Annotated in this window: 11 protein-coding genes; 6 read left to right on the top strand and 5 right to left on the bottom strand. The window is 43.1% G+C overall.

The features are described 5' to 3' along the window. Nucleotides 1–68: 68 nt before the first annotated feature. The gene (locus NFU46_RS11820; RefSeq protein ID WP_251602092.1) at nucleotides 69–1,940 is read right to left on the bottom strand and encodes a monovalent cation:proton antiporter-2 (CPA2) family protein; all 1,872 of its coding nucleotides are present in this window, start codon (nucleotides 1,938–1,940) and stop codon (nucleotides 69–71) included. Between the two features lie 234 nt (nucleotides 1,941–2,174). Here NFU46_RS11820 and arfA point away from each other — a divergent pair, with 234 nt between their 5' ends. The 5 genes from arfA (at nucleotide 2,175) to NFU46_RS11795 (ending at nucleotide 11,753) form a co-directional block, all read left to right on the top strand. Next, a complete protein-coding gene (gene arfA, locus NFU46_RS11815; RefSeq protein ID WP_175083096.1) occupies nucleotides 2,175–2,366 on the top strand; it encodes an alternative ribosome rescue factor ArfA in 192 nt (63 codons plus the stop codon). Between the two features lie 464 nt (nucleotides 2,367–2,830). Continuing rightward, nucleotides 2,831–5,995 (top strand): glycosyl hydrolase family 18 protein, encoded by a 3,165-nt coding sequence (locus tag NFU46_RS11810; protein WP_251602090.1) that lies wholly within the window; start codon nucleotides 2,831–2,833, stop codon nucleotides 5,993–5,995. A gap of 61 nt (nucleotides 5,996–6,056) precedes the next feature. Further along, nucleotides 6,057–7,655: a lytic polysaccharide monooxygenase gene (locus NFU46_RS11805; protein WP_309296741.1), complete on the top strand. Its 1,599-nt coding sequence runs from the start codon at nucleotides 6,057–6,059 to the stop codon at nucleotides 7,653–7,655. A 65-nt stretch (nucleotides 7,656–7,720) separates the two neighbouring features. Then, entirely contained in the window at nucleotides 7,721–10,354 is a 2,634-nt protein-coding gene (locus NFU46_RS11800; protein WP_251602086.1) for a glycosyl hydrolase family 18 protein, read from the top strand. A gap of 646 nt (nucleotides 10,355–11,000) precedes the next feature. Continuing rightward, nucleotides 11,001–11,753 (top strand): ABC transporter substrate-binding protein, encoded by a 753-nt coding sequence (locus NFU46_RS11795; protein WP_251602084.1) that lies wholly within the window; start codon nucleotides 11,001–11,003, stop codon nucleotides 11,751–11,753. Between the two features lies 1 nt (nucleotide 11,754). Here the strand turns inward: NFU46_RS11795 and NFU46_RS11790 are convergent, their stop codons facing one another. The 3 genes from NFU46_RS11790 to NFU46_RS11780 form a co-directional block, all read right to left on the bottom strand. Beyond that, nucleotides 11,755–13,260 carry a DUF2235 domain-containing protein gene (locus NFU46_RS11790; protein ID WP_251602082.1) on the bottom strand — a complete coding sequence of 502 codons (1,506 nt, stop codon included), beginning with the start codon at nucleotides 13,258–13,260 and terminating at the stop codon, nucleotides 11,755–11,757. Nucleotides 13,261–13,387: 127 nt separating this feature from the next. Next, the gene (locus tag NFU46_RS11785; protein ID WP_251602079.1) at nucleotides 13,388–16,909 is read right to left on the bottom strand and encodes an ATP-binding protein; all 3,522 of its coding nucleotides are present in this window, start codon (nucleotides 16,907–16,909) and stop codon (nucleotides 13,388–13,390) included. A 51-nt stretch (nucleotides 16,910–16,960) separates the two neighbouring features. Then, a complete protein-coding gene (locus NFU46_RS11780) occupies nucleotides 16,961–17,911 on the bottom strand; it encodes a diguanylate cyclase (RefSeq protein WP_251602077.1) in 951 nt (316 codons plus the stop codon). A gap of 163 nt (nucleotides 17,912–18,074) precedes the next feature. Here NFU46_RS11780 and NFU46_RS11775 point away from each other — a divergent pair, with 163 nt between their 5' ends. Then, nucleotides 18,075–20,504 (top strand): EAL domain-containing protein, encoded by a 2,430-nt coding sequence (locus NFU46_RS11775; RefSeq protein WP_251602075.1) that lies wholly within the window; start codon nucleotides 18,075–18,077, stop codon nucleotides 20,502–20,504. Here the strand turns inward: NFU46_RS11775 and NFU46_RS11770 are convergent. Then, on the bottom strand, nucleotides 20,501–21,073 hold the full coding sequence (locus NFU46_RS11770; protein ID WP_251602073.1) for a manganese efflux pump MntP family protein: 573 nt from the start codon (nucleotides 21,071–21,073) through the stop codon (nucleotides 20,501–20,503). The genes NFU46_RS11775 and NFU46_RS11770 overlap by 4 nt on opposite strands. Nucleotides 21,074–21,129 lie beyond the last annotated feature (56 nt).

Raw genomic sequence — 21,129 nt, 5'->3', positions numbered from 1 at the left:
AGCACCTCGCATCTCGTATCTCGCACCTCGAACCTCGAACCTAGCTCCTAGTCCCTAACCCCTCGAACCTAGTCCCTTTTAACTCGCTCGCATATCTCGCGCATTTGTTGTTTTATTTCGGGTTCTTTTTCATCGAATAATTTGGTGATACGTTCGATATAGGCATGGTTTTCTTCGAATGGCACGCCGATCTCGTAGACATCGGCAGCTTCTCGTTGCATTTCTTTATCAAACTCACTGAAAATATCGACCATTTCTTGGGCTTTTTCTCGTTCAATACCGAGTGCTTCAAATGATGAACGGCCCATGCGCATGGTGCTGTCGTAGGTTTCGCGAATAATATCTCGACAGCCGTAAGCCCATAAATCGTATACATGATGGCGGTCTACAGCGCGGGCAACCACATGTAAATGCGGGTAATTTTGCATCGCATAACGAACTAATTTAGTGATTTGTTCGGCATCATCAAGCGCAACAACCAGCAGTTTTGCATCTTCAATGCCTGCAGCACTGAGTAGATCTGGTCGAGTGGCATCACCAAAAAAGTTACGAATACCAACACGCTCAAGGGCCTCAAGTTGTTTGTAGTTGTAATCAATCACGGTGGTTTTATAGCCGCCAGCTTGTAAAATACGGTCAACAAGTCCACCCATTCTGCCTGAGCCTGCGATGATCACATGGCTATCATCAGGGAACTCTTCTGTTTCTTTTCCTGCTTGCTCACAAATAAAGCGCGGTGCTATCACACGTTGATAGAGAATAAATAACCCCGGCGAAAGCAGCATTGATAAGGTCACAACCAGTAATAGTTGGTCGGCAACGGCTGCGGCTAAAACATTATTAGACACACTGTAAGCCAGTAGTACAAAACCAAACTCACCAGCTTGTGCAAGCCCTAGTGCTAACAACCAAAGTGCGGCGCCTCTTAAGCCAAAAATGCGGCCTAAAATTAATAGCACAACTGTTTTAGTTACAATCAGTGCGCCGGTTAATAGCACGATGGTAGCAAGGTTATCTGCGAGTAATTGAAAGTTGATACTCGCGCCAACGGTGATAAAGAATAATCCTAGTAATAGTCCTTTGAAGGGATCGATATTACTTTCGAGCTCATGTTTATAAGGTGAATTTGCAAGCACAACACCCGCTAAAAAGGTGCCAAGTGCAGGTGATAAGCCAACTAACGACATCATTAAAGCGATACCTATAACAAAGAATAGGGCTGTAGCGGTAAATAGCTCACGAAGCCGTGCTTGTGCGACAAATCTAAAAATGGGGGCGGTTAAGTAGTTACCGCCAAAAACGACGAGCGCAATCATGCCTAAAGTAACTAGCGCTGCTTGCCAGCTCTCAAGGTTTGCTACCAAACTCAAACCACCATGACCGTCTTCGCTTGCATGGGCTGTATCTGCAATGGCGGGTGCTAATTCAGGTAAAGCAAGCAAGGGAATAAACGCAAGCATAGGAATAACGGCTATGTCTTGGGTGAGTAGTACGCTAAATGAGGCTTGGCCTCCATCTGATTTTAATAGCCCGCGCTCTGAAAGCGTTTGCAGTACAATAGCGGTCGATGAAAGCGATAATATTAAGCCTATTGTAAGTGCTGTTTGCCAAGCATGGTCAAATGCTAAACCAATCCCAGTAAACGCGGCAGCTGATAAAATCACTTGTCCGCCACCAAGGCCAATAAGTTGTTTTCGCATTGACCAAAGCGCTTTGGGTTCGAGCTCTAAGCCAACAATAAACAGCATCATTACCACACCAAACTCAGCAAAATGCTGGATGGCAATCACATCAACATTTAAAAATGTCAGTGTTGGCCCAATAACAATACCTGCGAGTAAGTAGCCAAGCACTGAGCCAAGCCCAAACTTGCTGGCAATAGGCACGGCAATAATGCCTGCAATAAGGAAAATATAGGCGATTAAGAGAAAGTCAGTCATCGTAATCCTGTTTGTTTTTAATTAACTATGGTTGTTTTCGCTAGTTTTGCCAGCAGTTAGGTAATGAATGCAATCAAAATACGAATTTAGTCAGTAAAATGACAACAAGGCATGGTGTTTAGTCAAAACGAGTAAGACAAAATAAGGGGTAAAAAATCATCGTTTTTTCCTTAAAAATACTTGCGTAGCGCTAGGCTAGGTATATACTCGCAACACTTTAAATAGGAGCAAAAAATGAGCAAAAAGAAACAACGTACACAAGGCTTAGTTGATACTGGTCGTGGTGTAATTAACGATAATGTGTACGCCGCAATGGTGACATCTAAGCTGTTCACCGCAAAAGTAGAGAAACCTAAAAAAGGTAAAGGTGCATATCAACGTAAGGCAAAACATGCAGGACGAGAGTCCTATTTAATCGCTGCTTAATTAAGTTGTGTTCAAATAGGATTTTTGTGAAAAGCAAACACTGAGTGTTTGCTTTTTTTATGACTAAATTTCGTGTTAAGAATAATTTTCACTCAATTTTTATAGAAATTTTTACCTGAAAACTAATTTATTCGTTATATACCCATAATCGATACGATAATTATTTTCGCCTACCCTCACACAAGTGTTGTTTGTTTTTTATACAAACTAGGAGTGGCGTGCTTTCCGTGGTTAAAATATTGTTAATTTTATGTTCATTTTTACTCGGTAGAATCATCCTCGTTTTTGCTTTTCGATAAAAATAATTAATTCTTTTTTAGTGTTTTTAACTAAATCATACATCAAAAAGTGTGTTTATTTTACCCTTTATAGGTAAGTGTGAGCTTGACGTAATAGCGCTTTGTGTTACTTTAAAGTTTAGTTTGTAAAATAAATGTTATTAAAACTTTGGGCGGAGGAAGCGAATGAGCTCGCATAAATTAATAAAAAATGCCTTTAAACTGAGTGCGCTGTCACTAGGTTTATACGGCTTTACAGCACAGGCTGCGATTGATTGCAGCAACTTAGAAGTGTGGCAACAAGGGCAAACACATGTTGGTGGTGATCGGGTTCAGGCACAAGGTAGCGCTTATGAAGCTAAGTGGTGGACGCAAACCAACCCTGTGGAGACTTCTGGTGTCGATCAAGAGTGGCGTTTATTGGGGGTTTGTGACAGCGTTGTCAATGAAAATCAAGCGCCTCAAATTAGCAGCTTAACACCCGCAGAGGGTTCTTTATTTACCGCAAGTGACAGCGTTGTCATAAGCGCTGTCGCCGCTGATCCTGATGGTAGCGTGGCAAGTGTAGAGTTTTTTGTTGATGGTACATCGCTGAGTGTAGTGACAAGCGCACCTTATTCAGCGAGCTGGCAAGCAACGCAAGGCAGCCATGTGATAAGCGCGGTCGCAACGGATGATTTAGGGCTAACCTCTACAGCGGTTGCACATTCAGTGACTGTGTCTGATGACGTTGAGCCGGTTAACCAAGCGCCAGTGGCACGCATTGAATTTAGCTCACAGCCATCACAAGTAACGGTGGGTGACAGTGTGGTGTTTGCGCTTTCTGGCACTGATAGCGATGGCCAAGTGACTGCGTTATCGCTAACTGAAAACAGCACTGAAGTTCATCAAGCAAGTGCCGCTTCTTCAAGTTATACGTGGCAAGCTCCTGCACTTGGGCAATTTTCATTTACCTTAACAGTGACCGATAACGAAGGCGCGACGGATACACAAAGCAAAGTTGTGAATGTTGTTGAAGCAACAGAACCTGGTAGCGATTGTAAACCGCAAGGCTTATACCAAACACCGGGTGTGAATACCCCATACTGTAGTGTGTATGATACAAATGGCCGCGAGAAAATGGGCGCCGATCATCCACGCCGAGTTATTGGTTATTTTACGAGTTGGCGAAATGGTGCCAATGGTCAGCCAAGCTACTTAGTGAATGATATTCCTTGGGACAAGATCACCCATATTAACTATGCCTTTGCGCATGTTGATGGCAATAACAAGGTCTCGATTGGTGATCCAAATGCCGCTGGCAACCCAGCGACAAACATGACTTGGCCGGGCGTAACAGGCGCTGAAATGGATCCAAGCTTTAGTTACACAGGTCACTTTAACTTACTCAATAAATTCAAAAAACAACACCCAGATGTAAAAACCTTAATCTCTGTAGGTGGCTGGGCTGAAACCGGTGGTTATTTTGGTGAAGACGGAACTCGCGTAAACAGCGGTGGTTTCTACACGATGACAACCAATGCCGATGGCTCAGTGAACCAAGCGGGGATTGATGCTTTTGCGAAAAGCGCCGTTGAATTTATTGAAACTTACGGCTTTGATGGTGTCGATATTGATTACGAATACCCATCGTCAATGAATGACTCAGGTCACCCTGATGATTTTCCTATCTCTAATGCGCGTCGCGCAGGCCTTAATGCATCGTATCGTGTATTGATGCAAAAACTACGTGAAGAACTTGATATTGCAGGTGAAAAGGCTGGTAAGCATTATTTGTTAACGATTGCTTCGCCATCTTCAGGTTACTTATTACGTGGCATGGAAACATTCCAAAGCGTGAAGTATCTCGATTACGTTAACATTATGTCTTATGACTTACATGGTGCATGGAATTCACATGTAGGCCATAACGCAGCCTTGTTTGATACCGGTCTTGATTCTGAATTAGCGCAATGGGGCGTTTATACCACCGCTGAGTTTGAAGGAATCGGTTACTTAAATACGGATTGGGCTGTGCGTTACTTCCGCGGTGCGGTTTCTGCGGGTCGAATCAATATTGGTATTCCATATTACACTCGTGGCTTTAAAGATGTGTCGGGTGGTACTAATGGTTTATGGGGCCAAGCAGCGCTTCCAGATCAATCAAAATGTGCGAAAGGGACAGGCGTTGGTGAGAAAAACCAATGCGGTAATGGTGCACTTGGCATAGATAACCTATGGCACGATAAGAACGATGTGGGTGAAGAAATGCCTGCAGGTTCGAACCCATTATGGCATGCGAAAAATCTCGAAAATGGTATTAACCCTTCTTACCTTGAAATTTATGGCCTAACGCCAGAAACCGATGCAGACGATGTATTAACAGGTACTTATACACGTTACTACGATGATGTAGCAGTTGCTCCATGGCTTTGGAATGCAGAGAAAAAGGTTTTCTTATCAATTGAAGATGAGCAATCAATGGCAACCAAAGTTGATTATGTTATCAACAATGGCCTTGGCGGCATCATGTTCTGGGAGCTTGCCGGTGACTATGATTATGACTCAGCGAAAGGTGAGTACTTCATGGGCTCAAGCTTAACCACACTTGCTTACGATAAATTTAACCAAAGTGGTGTGGCTTACAACACTCATCAAGGCAATGTCGATTTTACCCTGCCAAGCGAAGCGGTTGACGTAAGCTTTACAGTGAAAGACTTCCCAATTGGTGATGATAACTACCCAATTTCACCTACATTCGCATTCACCAATAACTCAGATATCGACTTAAGCGGCGCGAAAATCAGCTTTGATGTGCCCGTTTCTACCTCGGCAATTTTCAAATCAAATTGGAATGCACAAGAAAAGCTCGGCATGGCTGTTGAAGCGAATGGCTCGAATGCTGCTGGCGATAATATCGGCGGCTTTGAAAATGAGTTCCATCGTTTTTCAATCACCTTAGTGAATGAGTGGGGCGGTATCGAAAAGTCGTTTAACACTGGTGAAACCGTTGAGGCGCAAGTTATGTACTACATGCCAATTACGGGCCCATCTAACTTCACGATTGAGAAAAATGGCAAAACCTACGCCTTCAAATACGAATACCCAATGCTACCAGATGGCACTGCTGGCAGTGGTGATACTGGCGGTAACACCGGTGGTGATACGGAGGGCGAGGGAAGCTGTAATGGTATTGATGTAGCAAGCATCCCTGTGTATCCAAATTGGCCGCAAACGGATTGGGCTGGTAATCCAAGCCATGCTGTTGGCGGCGACCTAATGAATCACAACAACGTGATTTACGAAGCAAAGTGGTGGACGAGCACAGAGCCAGGCACATCTGCTGACTGGACGGTGAGTTGCACGCTTTAACCAACTAAGCGGAGCAAGGACTTTGCTCCGCATTTCTACAGCGAGAACAACAATGAAAGTAATGAAATCAAAGGCATTGTCTTTATCGGCAGTGGCAACCAGCATGCTGCTTGCCTGTGCATCAAGCCATGTGAATGCCCACGGATTCTTAGGAAGCCCGAAGGCACGCCAAGCATTTTGTAATGCTGATGGCGGGTACTGGTGGCCTGCTGATGGCACAGGGATCCCTAACCTTGCTTGTCGCGCAGCGTTTGTTGAAGCAGGGCATGTGCAGTTTGTGCAAGATATTGAATACTCGGCAAATACGGTTAACTACACTGACCTTGAAGCAGTAAAACAAAGTGTACCTGATGGCCGATTATGTGCCGCAGGCGACCCAGAAAAACGCGGTATGGATTTACCTTCAGCGCATTGGCAACGCAGTGAGGTTATTCCTAATGCAAATGGCGATATTTTAGTGCGCTTTTTAGCGAGTACGCCGCATAACCCGAGTTTTTGGCAGTTTTATTTAACAAAACCGGGCTTTGATAGTGCGACTCAAGTGCTTACTTGGGATGACCTAGAGCTTGTTGAAGAGTACGGTAATCTTGATTTTAGCATTGATGCTAACAACGACCGTTACTATGAAATGAGCGTGTCGATTCCACAAGGGCGCAGTGGCGATGCCATTTTATACACGCGTTGGCAACGAGATGATGCCGGTGGCGAAGGCTTCTACAACTGTAGCGATATCAATATCGTTAGCGATGCGACCCCGACAGAGCCAAGTGATTGGACAGCAATTAGCTACTTTGTTCGTCAAGGACAAGACGCTGAGGTTGGCGGTAGTGTGTCAGCTCGGTTATTTGATGAAAATGGCCAAGAGTTACTTACTCAACAAATGCAGATCACAGCTGATAATCAAGCTAATTGGCAGGCTGAATTTGCAGCGTTGTTAAACCTTAATTACGCGCACTTGGTGAATATTGGCGTGCAAAATAGCGCCGGAGATATTGCCTTTGATGCGTCTGATTTAATGACTAATCAGGTCTTTACAACGAATGCAAACTACAGCTTTGCACTAAGCGTACAAGCGGCTCCTGAAAATACCGCGCCAATTATTCATCAACCAGATGACCTTCAAGTCGAAGAAGGGAGCAGCACAGCGATACACCTGCACGCCTTTGATGATCAACAAAGCACATTAACTTATAGCTGGGATGTACCTGCACCACTGAGCTTTACGGGTAGCGATGCCAACATCACGCTAAACGCCCCCGCTGTAGATGCTGATGCAAGTTACACCGTAAGTGTATCTGTGTCAGATGGCGAGCTCACAAGTCAAGTAAGTTTTACCATGACTGTGCTTAATAGCACTGTTGTCGACCCTGATCCTGTTGATCCGAGCGTGCCTGCTTGGAATAGCACAAGCCAATACAACACGGGCGATAAAGTGAGTTTCAACGGTGGAATCTACAGCGCGAAATGGTGGAACCAAGGCGCACAACCAGACAGTAGTGATGCATGGCAGCTTGAATCTGGCAGTGCATCAATCGAGTGGAACAGCGGCAAAGCCTATCAAGGCGGCGACGAAGTAACCTATCAAGGACAGCGCTATCGAGCGCAGTGGTGGACCCAAGGAGATGTACCGGGTGCCAGCCAAGTATGGACAGAAATCTAAAGTTTTGTAGTTCAAACTTTATCAATAACAGCGTAACGCTATATAAAAACAGATAAGAGAGAATCATGAATATAAAACAATTAAGCGCAGCCATTGGTGTTGCACTCTTTGCAAGTGCAGCGAATGCAGCACCTTCAACACCAACCATTATTTGGGAGCCACAAGAGTACTCATTTGTTGAGGTTGATCTTGAAGGTACAGGTTCATATAAGAGCTTGGTGAACCGCGTTGATGAAGTCACTATCAGCATTGAATGGAACGCATGGAGTGGGGATGGCGGCGACAGCTATAAAGTGTACTTCGATGATATGTTGGTTAATGAAGGCTCGTTGGCAGCAGGCACTAAAAGTGGTGTTATTAGCTTCCCGTATGATAAAGCGGGTCGTCACACATTATATTTAGAACTATGTGAAGGCGGTACCACCTGTGCGCGCAGTGAAGGTAAGCCAATTGTTATTGCCGATACAGATGGCGGTCACTTAGCGCCATTGCCGATGGATTATGATCCAAATAACCAAAATATTGGCACTAAAGATGGCCTTGTAACCGGTGCCTACTTTGTTGAATGGGGTATTTATGGTCGCGATTTCGACGTAACCAATATCCCAGCGCAAAACCTCAGTCATATCTTGTATGGGTTTATTCCAATTTGTGGACCTAATGACTCGTTAACAGGTGGGCCTAAAAACGCACTAAATACGGCGTGTGCAGGTTCGCAAGATTTTGAAGTGGTGATCCACGACCCATGGGCCGCGATTCAAAAAGCGTTACCAGGTGTTGATAGTAATGACCCAATTCGTGGTACGTATTCGCAGTTAATGGCGTTAAAGCAGCGTTATCCTGATCTGAAAATTTTACCATCAGTAGGTGGTTGGACTTTATCAGACCCATTTGCTTACTTTACCGATAAAGCAAACCGCGACACGTTTGTGGCATCAATGGAAGAGTTTTTAAGAACGTGGAAGTTCTACGACGGTGTTGATATTGACTGGGAGTTCCCAGGTGGTGATGGTGCTAATCCAAACCTAGGCGACCCAGTTGCTGATGGCCCAGCATACGTAGCGCTGATGCAAGAGCTTCGTGCGATGCTTGATAAGCTTGAAGCCGAGACAGGTCGTGAGTATGAGTTAACATCAGCGATTGGTGCAGGTTATGACAAAATTGAAGATGTTGATTATCAAGCCGCTAGTCAGTATATGGATTATATCTTTGCCATGACTTATGACTTTTATGGTGCATGGAGTGGTGTGACGGGCCACCAAACAGCGCTTTATTGTTCATCGCATTTCCGCGTTGGTCAATGCGATGGCACAGGTGTTGATGAGGAAGGTGTTCCATATAAAGGCCCTGCTTACACAACCGACAATGCAGTTCAGTTATTGCTAGCGCAAAACGTACCATCGAAGAAAATCGTGGTAGGTACCGCTATGTATGGTCGTGGTTGGGAAGGCGTTTATCCAACAGGCACAAGTATTGATGGAAATCCAATGACAGCAACAGGGACCGGCCCACTTAAAGGCAGCACTGCGCAGGGCGTTTGGGAAGATGGTGTTATTGATTATAAAGGCATTAAAGCCAATATGATCGGTGCCTCAGGTACTGGAATTAATGGCTTTGAAGTGGGGTATGATCAGCAAGCAAAAGGTGCGTATGTATGGAATCGTTCAACAGGCAAGCTCATTACATATGACAGCCCTGCATCAGTTATTGCTAAAGGTAATTATGTCAATCAGCATAATTTAGGTGGCTTATTTGCATGGGAAATTGATGCTGATAATGGTGATATTCTTAATGCAATGCATGAGGGGTTAGGTGGTACAGTCACTGAGCCTAGCAATAGAGCGCCCGTGCTTTCTGTATCAAGCACCGTATCTGTTAATTCTGGCGAAAGTGTATCTGTGACTGCATCGGCAACTGACGCAGATAACGATCCACTAAGCTTTAGCTGGACAGCTGACAGCGCATTAACAGTAAGCGGTGAAAATTCAAATATCCTTGTTATCACAGCGCCATCAGTGACTGCTGATACGCAATACACGGTTGCTGTGAGTGTGAGCGATGGCGAGGCAAGTGTAAGCCGTAACGTTACAGTGAATGTAGTAGCACCAACGACAGGCGAGAACCAAGCACCAGTGGTTGCGGCAATTACAGATAAAACCGTGGCTGAAGACGCGAGTGTGGCTGTGGCTGTTTCGGCATCTGATGCTGATGGCGATGCACTTTCATACAACTGGACAGTGCCAGCAGGCTTAACGTTAGTAGGCTCTGGTGCTGATGTAAGTTTACAAGCGGGCAGCGTTGATGCAGATACAAGTTATGTTGTGTCGGTTTCAGTAAGCGATGGTCAAACTGCTACAGCAGTGAGCTTTAATGTCACCGTGACAGATTCTGGCACAACAACTCCGCCAGATGGTGAAACCACATGGGATGCAGCGGCGACTTATGTTGGTGGTGATACGGTGATTTATAACGGCGTAGAGTACACAGCTAAGTGGTGGACACAAGGTGAACGCCCTGATTTAGGCGGCCCATGGGAAGCAACTTCACAACCAACCGATGGTAATGGTGATGTTGTCTGGCAAGCGGCGGGTATCTATAACGGTGGCGACCAAGTCACTTACCAAGGTAATAAATACGAAGCGAAATGGTGGACTCAAGGAGACGAGCCAGGTGTCGCGGATGTATGGAAAGCACTTTAAGTGTAATAACCACATTTAATGCCCATCATTAAAATGTGATTTCCCTTCAAAGCAGCCGCATGGCTGCTTTTTTGTGGGGGGAAGTAGGTTGGGTAGAACGGAGTGAAACCCAACATAATCCATGTAAACCTTTTCAAATTTCTTATCTTCAGACGCGCGAAACAAGTTTCACGCCTACGGGGGAAAACATAAGGCTCTAGGTTCTGGGTTCTAGGACGCGATGTAAAATCGCTGGCTTTTAGTCGTTAGAGGTCAGATATTAGATGTCAGTCGATCTGTGGGAATGGTTAGGTCGAGTGTTCTTCTCAGCGATTTAAGCCTTGTAGGAGGTACTTTAATGCCGAATAGAATCAAACATAATCCATGTAAACCTTTTCAAATTTCCTATCTTCAGACGCGCGAAACAAGTTTCACGCCTACGAATGAAACATCAGGCGCTAGGTTCTGGGTTCTAGGACGCGATGTTAAATCGCTGCCACAGACTCGTATCTCGTACCTCGCACCTCGAATCTCGTACCTCGCAACTTTACTCTTTCCCCTTGAAACTCGCTAACTTATGGTTTCCCACTTCACACATTGGTCTTTCATACATTATCAACCATACTTGAATAATATGATCTGTAAGTATTTAAACTAAGGTGGGTTAATGGGGTTAAAAGCGCTGTTTTTACTTGTTGTTGCTGTATTGAGTAACTCGGCTTTTAGCTGCGATAAAACCTTAAAAGTGGGGATTAGTCAGCAGTGGGCACCTTATGCTTTTAAGCAAAATGGCAAGCTCACCGGAATTGATATTGATGTGGTTAATTTAGTGCTAAAAGAGGCAGGATTTTGCGCTAAATACGTTGTTATGCCTTCATCTAAACGCGGCTTTGCAGAGCTTAAGCACGGTAAAGTCGATTTACTACCGGCAGCAAGCTATAGCACAGAACGTGACTCTTTTAGTTTCTTTTCAGAGCCTTACCGTAATGAAGTGATGCGCTTGTTTTGGTACCCGCATAGCCGGTTAGAATCTCTTGATTTACAAGGGCTGCTCGAACATCAGCAAGTTATTTTAACTAACAGTGGTAGTTACTTTGGCCCTGACTTCACTCATTTTAAAGAAGACGCAAAATATAAAGAACAACTCGTTACTGTGTCATCTTTGCGTCAGCGTCTCGCAATGCTAGTTGCTAGGCGGGTCGATTTTTTTGTTGATGATGAACTAGCTGGTTTATATTTAATTCAAAAAAATAATCAGCAGGGTATCGAGCTGCATCCGTATATTGTCAATAATGACAGCGTTTATTTTATGCTGAGTGAAACAACCCTGTTAGCAGAAGACAGAGCGGCTATTAACTCAGCAATTTTAAACAACCAGCAAGCGATAACTGAGATCATCGCTCGCTATGTTAAGCACTAAATTATCCTAAACGAGTCACCCGCAGTTTAATGCGTCCCGCATTCGCCCCATAAAAGCGGTTTAGGTCGTTAGCAAAAGGGCAAAACTCGCCTGATTTAGCAATACGAATATCGGCACCTTCTGCAATTTCAAACAAATGCTCGTCGTTGTTATCAATAGCGCCAATCAACGCAAACCATTGTGCGTGGGGTAAACGTCTAAACGGTTCAAGCACGGCCATTGGGATTTCTTTCACCCCAAGTTGGATATTGTCACGGTGCCAGCCCGCAGGGCCGCAACTAATGCCGTCGTCATACCAAGTTTGCTCAGGATAAGGCGTAAATCGGTAAGTACCACCTTGCTCTAACATTAAGCCTGTGTGGTTGTATTTTTCGGCGCCATACACAAACACATCTTTACTTTCGTCTATGCTCAGCACCGTCATATTTTGTTTATCAAGCGCAATATGTGGGCTTAAGCCTTTAAAGTTTAAGCGTGTTTCGTCATTATAAAGTACGTCGTAATGAAGGCTCTTTAACGACTCCGGGCGATAGCTAGTTAAACGATTAATACGCTCTGCGACAGTGTAATGAATGGTTGGCGCGAGCGTGCTTTGTTCGTTATCAACCAATACACAGCATTCGCGATCTACCAGTTTAAACAAAGGGTTAAACCAAAAATAGTTTTGCTGATGACTCAGTGCCAGCGGATCTGGTGTAACGGTGACATCATCTTGGGCAATGAGGTTACGATGCTCTGCTGGGAGCAGAGTGTTGTAATTGATATCCGCACTGGTAAGTAAGTTTAATGCAACGGTTTGTTCTATCAGCCACTCAATCGCATAGCGCAGGCAAATGTCGGCTAAACCATCACGATAATAGCCACCACCAACATCTGAATGAGCGCCCGCAAACCAGATCTCTTGTACATGCGGTGCACTATTAATAAGTGTGGGTTCAAATGCACGGCGCTTTTCATCAAGTGCGACACAATGAAGGGCTGCTTTTATATTGCTTGCAAGTGTGTAGTTTTCAAAAATAACGTGCTCAGCACCGCGGGTTGCTTTTGTTACTTTTGAAAAACCAATTGATGCAACGGTATCAAATACACATAAGTAAACATCATCACTAATAAGTGGCTCTAAACATTTGGCAAAGCGCCTAGCAAGAGCAGCACCTCGGCTAAAACCAGTCAGAAGTATTTTATCACCTACAGTGTAGTAGCTTTTAAAGTCGCTCATAGCACGATTTAAAATGCTGGCAACATCATCGCCTCTTGGTGCAAGGGCTTGATTGAATAAACGTCGAAAGCGGCTACCTTGGGTGCCTATACCCTGATAATAAAAGCTAAGTTGGGTTGGAAATGGTGTTTCGGGTTCACTATTGAGTGCGCCACCAAAAAGCAAATGAAGTTTAAGAATATTAGAAATACTGGCGTCTTCTTTGAAGTGTGCAGCGCTGAATTGTTCAGCATCACGAGGCTCGCTGCCTGTGCCATCAAAGTTGAAAATCAGCGTTTTAGCGGTCATAGCGTCATTCCTTTAGTGGTTTGTATAAACATACTCCCACTTTATGAAAATTAGAAGACAAATATGCGGCGCTTTAATGAAAAATGGGCTTTGATTTTCAAAGCCCATTTATTTGCATTTAATAAAATTAGCCGACCCTGGCTACGGTATGCTTTTGTAAAATTTCTAACAAAATCTCGTAGTCTTTTTCGATTTCGAGTAGCTTAAGTTGAATATCTTTTAGCGTATTGCCCTTACTTGCGGCCAGTACCTCTAGTTCAGTAAAGTGCAGGTGCAATCTGGCTGCGCCCACATCGCCGCAGGTCCCTTTAAGCGCATGGCTGGTGGTTGCAATCGCATGGTAGTCTTTGTCTTTGATTGCTTGTGTTAGCAGCGTTATTTTTTTATGTGAGCTTTCTAAAAACATCTTACTCACTTTGTTTAATAGCACCTCGTTATTCATCAAACGACCGAGGGCTGCTTCGCGATTCCAATGCTGTTTTTCTTCATCGATTAATTCTTCTTGCTGTAAAGCTTGCGATTGATTTACCTCAGGCACAGCAATCGTTTTTGGCGCTGTATGATGTTTAGGGTACGTTGATGCAACCCATTTTGCTGTGGTGGTGATGAGCTTATCGGCACTGATTGGTTTTGTGATGTAATCGCTCATACCTGCATTTAAGCACTTTTTACGCTCACCGAGCATGGCATTGGCTGTCATGGCAATAATAGGAATGTCGCTATGGTACTCTCCACCAGCCCCTTTGCGTATTTGTGCCGCAGCATCATAGCCATTTAGTACAGGCATTTGGCAGTCCATTAACACGCAGTTAAATGGATCGTCTTTAGGTGCACTGGCCAATATTTCAATGGCTTGCTGACCATTCGACGCCATTTCAAAGCGCAGTGCCAAGCTCATTAATGTGCCTTTGGCAACTGCAGCATTTATATCGTTATCATCAACGATCAGGATTTTTGCTCCAGCAATATCAACATCTATGTGAATTTGCGAATCAGTCTCGCGACGAAGTGGTGTTGTGTCTTGAGCAGGCTGCTCTTTTATGAGTCGTTCATCAGCTAGTTTAAGTAAAAACTCAGAGATAAGCACAGGTTTAGATAACCGCATAAAGGTGCAGAATTTAGCTTGCGGTGGTGGTTCGGTTGGGTTTATAAGTACCACTAATTTAAAGGGCAGGCTATGGTCATAGGTATTTTCACTAAAGCTATCAAGTTTTGCGAGTAACGGATTGCCAGGCTCTAAAATTAGCGTATCAAAGGGCATGTTATCGCTTACCTCAAAGCTTTCTAGGTCAACATTCGTGAGCTGCCCACCGCAGTGAGATATAAGTTTTGTTAGGCTTCTTTCAAGCTCAGGTTGTTTGACCGACACAGCAAAAACGCTGTCTTTTAAGCGGCTGCTTGGTTGGCGTTTTTCTACATTTTGGCTGTCTAACTGAATGGTAAATGTGAAAGCACTCCCTTTCCCCTCGGTTGATTCAAAGGATATGTGTCCATTGAGTAAACTAGCTAGTTGCTTACATATCGATAAACCAAGCCCTGTGCCCCCATATTGTGCGGCCACACTGTTATCGGCTTGGGTAAAAGCACTAAACAATTTATTTTGATTTTCAGGCGCAATACCAATCCCGGTATCTTGAATTGTGCAGCATAGCTCAACGTTATCATCGCTAAGTCGCTTACTCGCGGCGGTAAATTTTATAAAGCCCGTTTTAGTAAATTTAATCGCGTTATTTATTAAATTGGTAAGCACTTGTGAGTAGCGATGAGGGTCTGTAACAATCGAGCTGTACTCAACATCGGCAATATCTAAAATAAATTCAAGGTTTTTCTCTTGTGCTTTAACAGCCATGCTGCCACTTAAGCTTTCAAAAAACTTAATAGGGTTAAACGCTTTTTTGTCCAAGTCGAGTTTGCCAGCCTCAATTTTTGATAAATCAAGAATGTCGTTAATAAGTACATTTAAGCTATTAACGCTTACCTCGGTCATTTCTAAATAATGCTGTTGTTGATTACTTAGTGACTCTCGTTTTATTAAATTGAGTGTGCCAATAACACCGTTTAGTGGTGTTCGCATCTCATGACTGATATTTGATATAAAAGCGCTTTTAACTTGGCTGGCTTTTTCTAGCTGGGCAGTTCTTTGTGCGACTTTAATTTCGAGTTCGTTATTTATTTGCTTAATTTTGTCGCTCGCTTGCTTTTCAACGGTAGTGTCGCGAATGAGGATGGCTGTGCCGTTGTGTTGATGATGTTCATCAAAAATAGCTGAAAAAGCGAGTGCTAAATGAGTTGTTTGTTGATTGGATTGCTGGTAGTCGACTTCAATTTCATGTTGCTTTCGTTGGCTTTTAACCTCGTTACATACCTCTTTAATATTAATATTTGGAAATAGATTCAGTTTGTTTATATCAGCGCCTAGAACTTGTTCCCTCTGAAAACCAAACAATTCAGTGGCCGCTTTATTCCAACTAGACACTAGGCCAATATCACTGACCGCAATAATGGCATCTTTTGAGCCACTAATGATGGCAGATGATACCGCTCTTGCCTCAGCAAGCTCGCGATTACGTTTTAAATTTCGATTTAAAAAACCAAGTACAAACACTAAAAATGCAGATACACCCAACAAAAATGCATATGTGCTTACTCTTTGCTCTTGTTCCATCGCATTAATTTCTGAATGAGGGAGCATAATGTGGGCATCTATAAACCCTGTTTCTAAATCCCCTGTGAATGGAATGCGCTTAGTTAACGCTTCGTATTGTTGTTTACCAGCAAAGTTAGAGCTAATACTGAGTATATTTTCTAAATAGGCGGGTTCTGATTTATATACTGAGTCCCAGCGCTTGTTCGGAGCTAAGTCGCGGCTAAAGCGTAAATCTTCATTTGGGTGTACTAAAAAGTAGCCTTCACTGTCTGTTAGGATTAAGGAGCTTGGTGCTTGTACCATCGCATTAAGAGAAGCAAACAGATGAGAAGCATTGATATTGGCAATAATTAGCCCATAGCGCTGCATATTTTCATCAAAAATGGGTAAGGCAATACGTAGCATAGGTTTATAAGGGTAGTCGAGCTTTCCATATTCACGGTTGAGTGTGATAGCTGATAAATACATATCGCCCAGTGGTAATTGCGCACTCTGCTGGTAGTAATCACGACCACTTTTATTTTGTAATTGATTATCGGCTTTAACTACAATGCCTCCAGCAGTTCTGTCTACCCTGATAAGTTCTTGTCCTGCTCGTTGTGTACTGATGATACGTAATTGCTCGAATTCAGAATTAGATTGTAAAAATGCAACGAATATCGTTTCTAAACGTTTTTTCCATTGCTCTGAGGTAGTGTTATCAAGAGGGTCGTTACCACCATTTGCTGCAGCTCTTGCAAGCCCTGCTATGGGTGGGGTGGAGTATAAAAACTGTAAATCGTTTTTGTATTTATTAATACTCTCATGTATCTGCACATCTACGGTAGCGCTAGATTCTCTCAGTCGTTCAGCAACACTGTTATTAATATTTTTATGAAGCTGCAGCTCGAAAAAGAAAATAGCCGAACAAAAAATAACGGTAATAAAAAATATGGCAAGTGGAAGTAAAAAACGCCCTTCAGTTGAAGTTATCTTTTTTGGGTATAAAGCTCCGCTATTCATAATTTAGCCCTCCATACCACAAAGTTTTTTGGTCGTATGGTTACAGGTAGCTCAAATGCATGGGCTGGTTTCAGTAAGAATGCAGACACAGCGGTTTCTCCCTTGGTGTTTGGCTTGATAAAGCGCTTTGTCCGCACTGCGAATTAGCTCGTCAGTGCTGATGGCTTCATGTCCAGGAAATGTTGCGCTACCAATACTAATGGAGAGAACTCCAGAGGTTGCATGTGGGTGTTCAATATTTAATTCACGGATGTTTGCCAACAGCTTGTGAGCAATAAATTGTGCACCTTGAATATCGGTGTCTGGCAAAACACATAAAAATTCTTCACCACCATAACGAATAGTAGTATCGGTTGGGCGGTTAACACTTTTTTTGATTTCATCAGCAACGCGTTTTAGGCATTCGTCACCTTGTTGATGACCAAGAGAGTCGTTGTACTGTTTAAAGTAATCAATATCGAGCATTAATACCGAAAGGGCTTTATCGTTTCTGACTGCTAAGCGAATGTTTTGATCAAGGGTGTTTTGTAAAAATCGTCGGTTGTTTAAACCTGTTAGGCTGTCGTGCTCACAAAGATTTTTGAGCAAATCGGCTTGTTTTTTTAAGGTCAAATGCGCTTTTACGCGATTAAGTAAAGTAACGCCATAAACCGGTTTTGAGACAAAATCGACAGCGCCTGCTTGCCAGCACCTATTTTGGTCATCTTGATCCATAATAGCGGTAATAAATATCACCGGAATATCTTTATATTGGGAGTGTTTTTTTAATTGCTTGCAGACATCAAGGCCGCTCATAGTACCAAGTATCACATCAAGTAGGATTAAATCAGGTTTAACGGTTTCACACAGGTACAGTACATTTTCACCGCAATCTGTTGAATGTGTGTTGTAAAAAGGCGCAAGTAAGCTTTCTAATACCGTTGTATTAATTGGTTCATCATCAACAATCAAAATAACAGAGTCATTTAGCTTTAAATCTGTGCGACTATCTATCGGCTGCAAACTATTCCCTCCACGCGATAAACAAATCATAGACCGGATTTTGGGATTTTCTACAACTTAAGAATTAAAAAAATTATTTTTTATGTTGGCGCGTCTGCTGAGATAGGACTAGAGTTTTTTAAGGTACTATTTACAGAGGCGATGGATATGCTTTTTTCTCATCATGAAAATTCACAATAAAGTGCTTGTAGTGGATGATGAGCCGACTAGTTTGATGATAATGGCGGAGTCGCTTAGCGACCTTGGTGAGATAGTTTGTTGCGATAATGGCACTCAAGCAATTGAGAAAGCAGTTTTCTTTCAGCCAGATGTGATTTTGCTCGACATTGAAATGCCTGGCATGAATGGCTTTGAGGTGTGTAAAAAACTTAAAAACAACCCTAAAACCGCGCAAAGTCATGTGATTTTCGTTACCTCTCATAATGAGCAAATTTTTGAGTATCAAAGTTTTGCAAGCGGTGGGATTGATCTGATTCATAAACCTGTTGATTTGAATATCTGCCGGCTCAGAGTACAAAACCAATTAAAGCTTAAACACCAAGAAGCACAGATATTAGCTGCAAAAAATGATATTTCAACACTCGTCGCTCAAGTGCCAGTGTATATATCTTACTGGTCAAAAATAGAAGAAAATCTATTTAGTAATGATGAAACCGCCCATTGGTTTACAAAAAGCAGCGAGCAAATGCTTGGTTGTTTCGCCAAAGATGTATTACCAGATGAATTGTATGAGGCTTTTCATCGCTGCTTGACTAAGGGCATAGAGCAAGAAGTTTTAAATATTCAGTTGCCTAGCCCTCGCAATAAGATTGAATATGTTCGAGCGCAAATCAATTTAAGAATAAAAGAGCAAGAAGTTACTGGTGTCATTCTTACCCTTTCGGACATCACCTCAATCACCCATACAAAAAAACTGCTATCGAATGAATCAGAGCGTTTACGGGTTATGCTTAATTCTATTGGTGATGCAGTGATTGCAACTGATAACAACGCAATAATTAACTTTATGAACCCCATTGCTGAGCGATTAACAGGTTGGCATGGCGAAGAAGCAAAAGGGCGTCATATTGAAGAGGTAATGCAACTCACTGATGCCACATCAAACACTAAAATTATCAATCCAATTTCTGTCGCTTTAAAAGAGCAGCGCATTGTTGCTATGGCGTTAAATAGTCAATTAACCGGGCTTGATGGGCGAGTATATAGAGTAGAAGATTCAGCTGCGCCAATACGTGATAATGAGGGTAACATCATTGGCGGTATTATCGTTTTTCACGATGTCAGTGAATCAATCGCGATGGCAGTGAAAATGAGCCATCTAGCAAATCATGATTTATTAACAGACTTACCTAATCGGGTGTTATTACATGATAGGGTCACTCATGCATGTAAAGTCGCTATGAGCATGAAAAAGAAAGTGGCTTTAATGCTGATTGATATTGACCACTTTAAGTACTTAAACGATACCCTAGGTCATCATCAAGGCGATTTAATTATTAAGCATGTGGCTAAGCGCCTTGAGTCTCTCATCGATTTAAACACAACATTAGCCCGAATTGGCGGTGATGAATTTGTGATTTTATTACCTGACGTGCAGAGTACCTCCGCGATAGATGCCATTGCCAGCGACATTATTAACACCATGAATGAGCCGTTTCGTATTGATAGCCAAGAGTATATTTTATCGGTCAGTGTGGGGGTGAGTGTTAACCCTGCGGACTCTACTCAAGCAGAAGAGATGATGACTCATGCCGATGCAGCCATGTACCGTGCGAAAGAGCAGGGGCGTAACCGTTTTTGCTATTACTCCGATGACTTAGAGTATCAATTTAAGCAGCGTCAAAGCGTTGAAAAGCTCTTAAGACATGCTATTGAGCAAGATAAGATTGAGGTATTTTATCAGCCGAAACTAGCGCTCGCAACCCGGAAAATCATTGGTGTAGAAGCCTTAGTGCGACTAAGAGATAACGACAATAAACTTATTTCACCACTGGACTTTATACCCCTTGCTGAAGAAACAGGCTTGATTCATGCGCTAGGTAAGTCAGTGCTTAAGCAAAGCTGTAAAGCGGCTAAAGAGTGGGCTGATAAAGGCCATAATATAAAAGTTGCCGTGAATATTGCTGCAAAACAGTTTACCGATGGTAATTTTTGTAATCTCGTTGCTGATACCATTGAACAAGCGGGGCTTGCCAGTGAACTGTTAGAGCTGGAAGTAACCGAAAGCGCGTTGATGCATGATTTTGAAGAAATAAAAATGATGCTTAATAAGCTCTCTGACTTGGGGTTAGCCATTGCGATTGATGACTTTGGTACGGGCTATTCAAGTTTGTCTTATTTAAAACTCTTTCCCGTGGATGTACTCAAAATAGATCAATCTTTTGTGAGAGATATGCTCACCGATACACAAAGTATGGACATTGTTAGAACCATCACCAGCTTAGCGCATACCTTGAATTTGCAAATTGTGGCTGAAGGTATTGAAGAAAAGCAACACTTAAATAGTTTAATCGATTTAGGCTGCGAGCTTGGGCAAGGGTACTATTTTCATAAGCCCATGCCCAAAGAAGAGTTTGATAAGCTGTTAGGTTAAGCCATGGTGTGGCTGTATAGGATGCCACAGCCGATAAAGATAAGTGCAACACCACCGATTGCTTCGGCCTTCTTGCCAACCCAGCCACTCATTACGTTACCAAGTAGTGCGCCGATGGTAACCATAATTGTGGTTGCTAGGCCTATCATGGCGGCTGCTAAGTAAATGTTCACTTTCATGAAAGCAAGGCTAATACCTACTGTCATGGCATCGATACTAGTGCCAACAGCGGTTAGTAATGTGGCAATGAAAGAGCGTTTGGTATTCGGGGAAAGTTCTTCTTCATCGTCGTCATCTTCTTTACGACTCTCAAGCAACATATGAACACCTAAACCCACTAACAACACAAAGGCAATCCAGTGATCAAAGGCTTCAACGTAATCTGCACCAGCACTGCCAATTAGCCAGCCAACAACCGGTGCGATAGCTTCGATACAGCCAAACAATAAACCAAGCTTGATTGCACTCAGAACACGAGGATTTTTAAGCGTACTGCCTTTGGTGATTGAAGCTGCAAAAGCATCAGTCGACATAGCAAGCGATAAAACGCTTAGAGTAATAATATTCAATTTTTGCGCCCCACAAAAAGTGGGCATTATACCCGGCTGAGCCGTAAACAGGTAGG

The organism is Pseudoalteromonas sp. NCCP-2140, from assembly GCF_023708065.1.
GTDB lineage: Bacteria > Pseudomonadota > Gammaproteobacteria > Enterobacterales > Alteromonadaceae > Pseudoalteromonas.
This window is presented reverse-complemented; position numbering and strand designations above follow the sequence as displayed.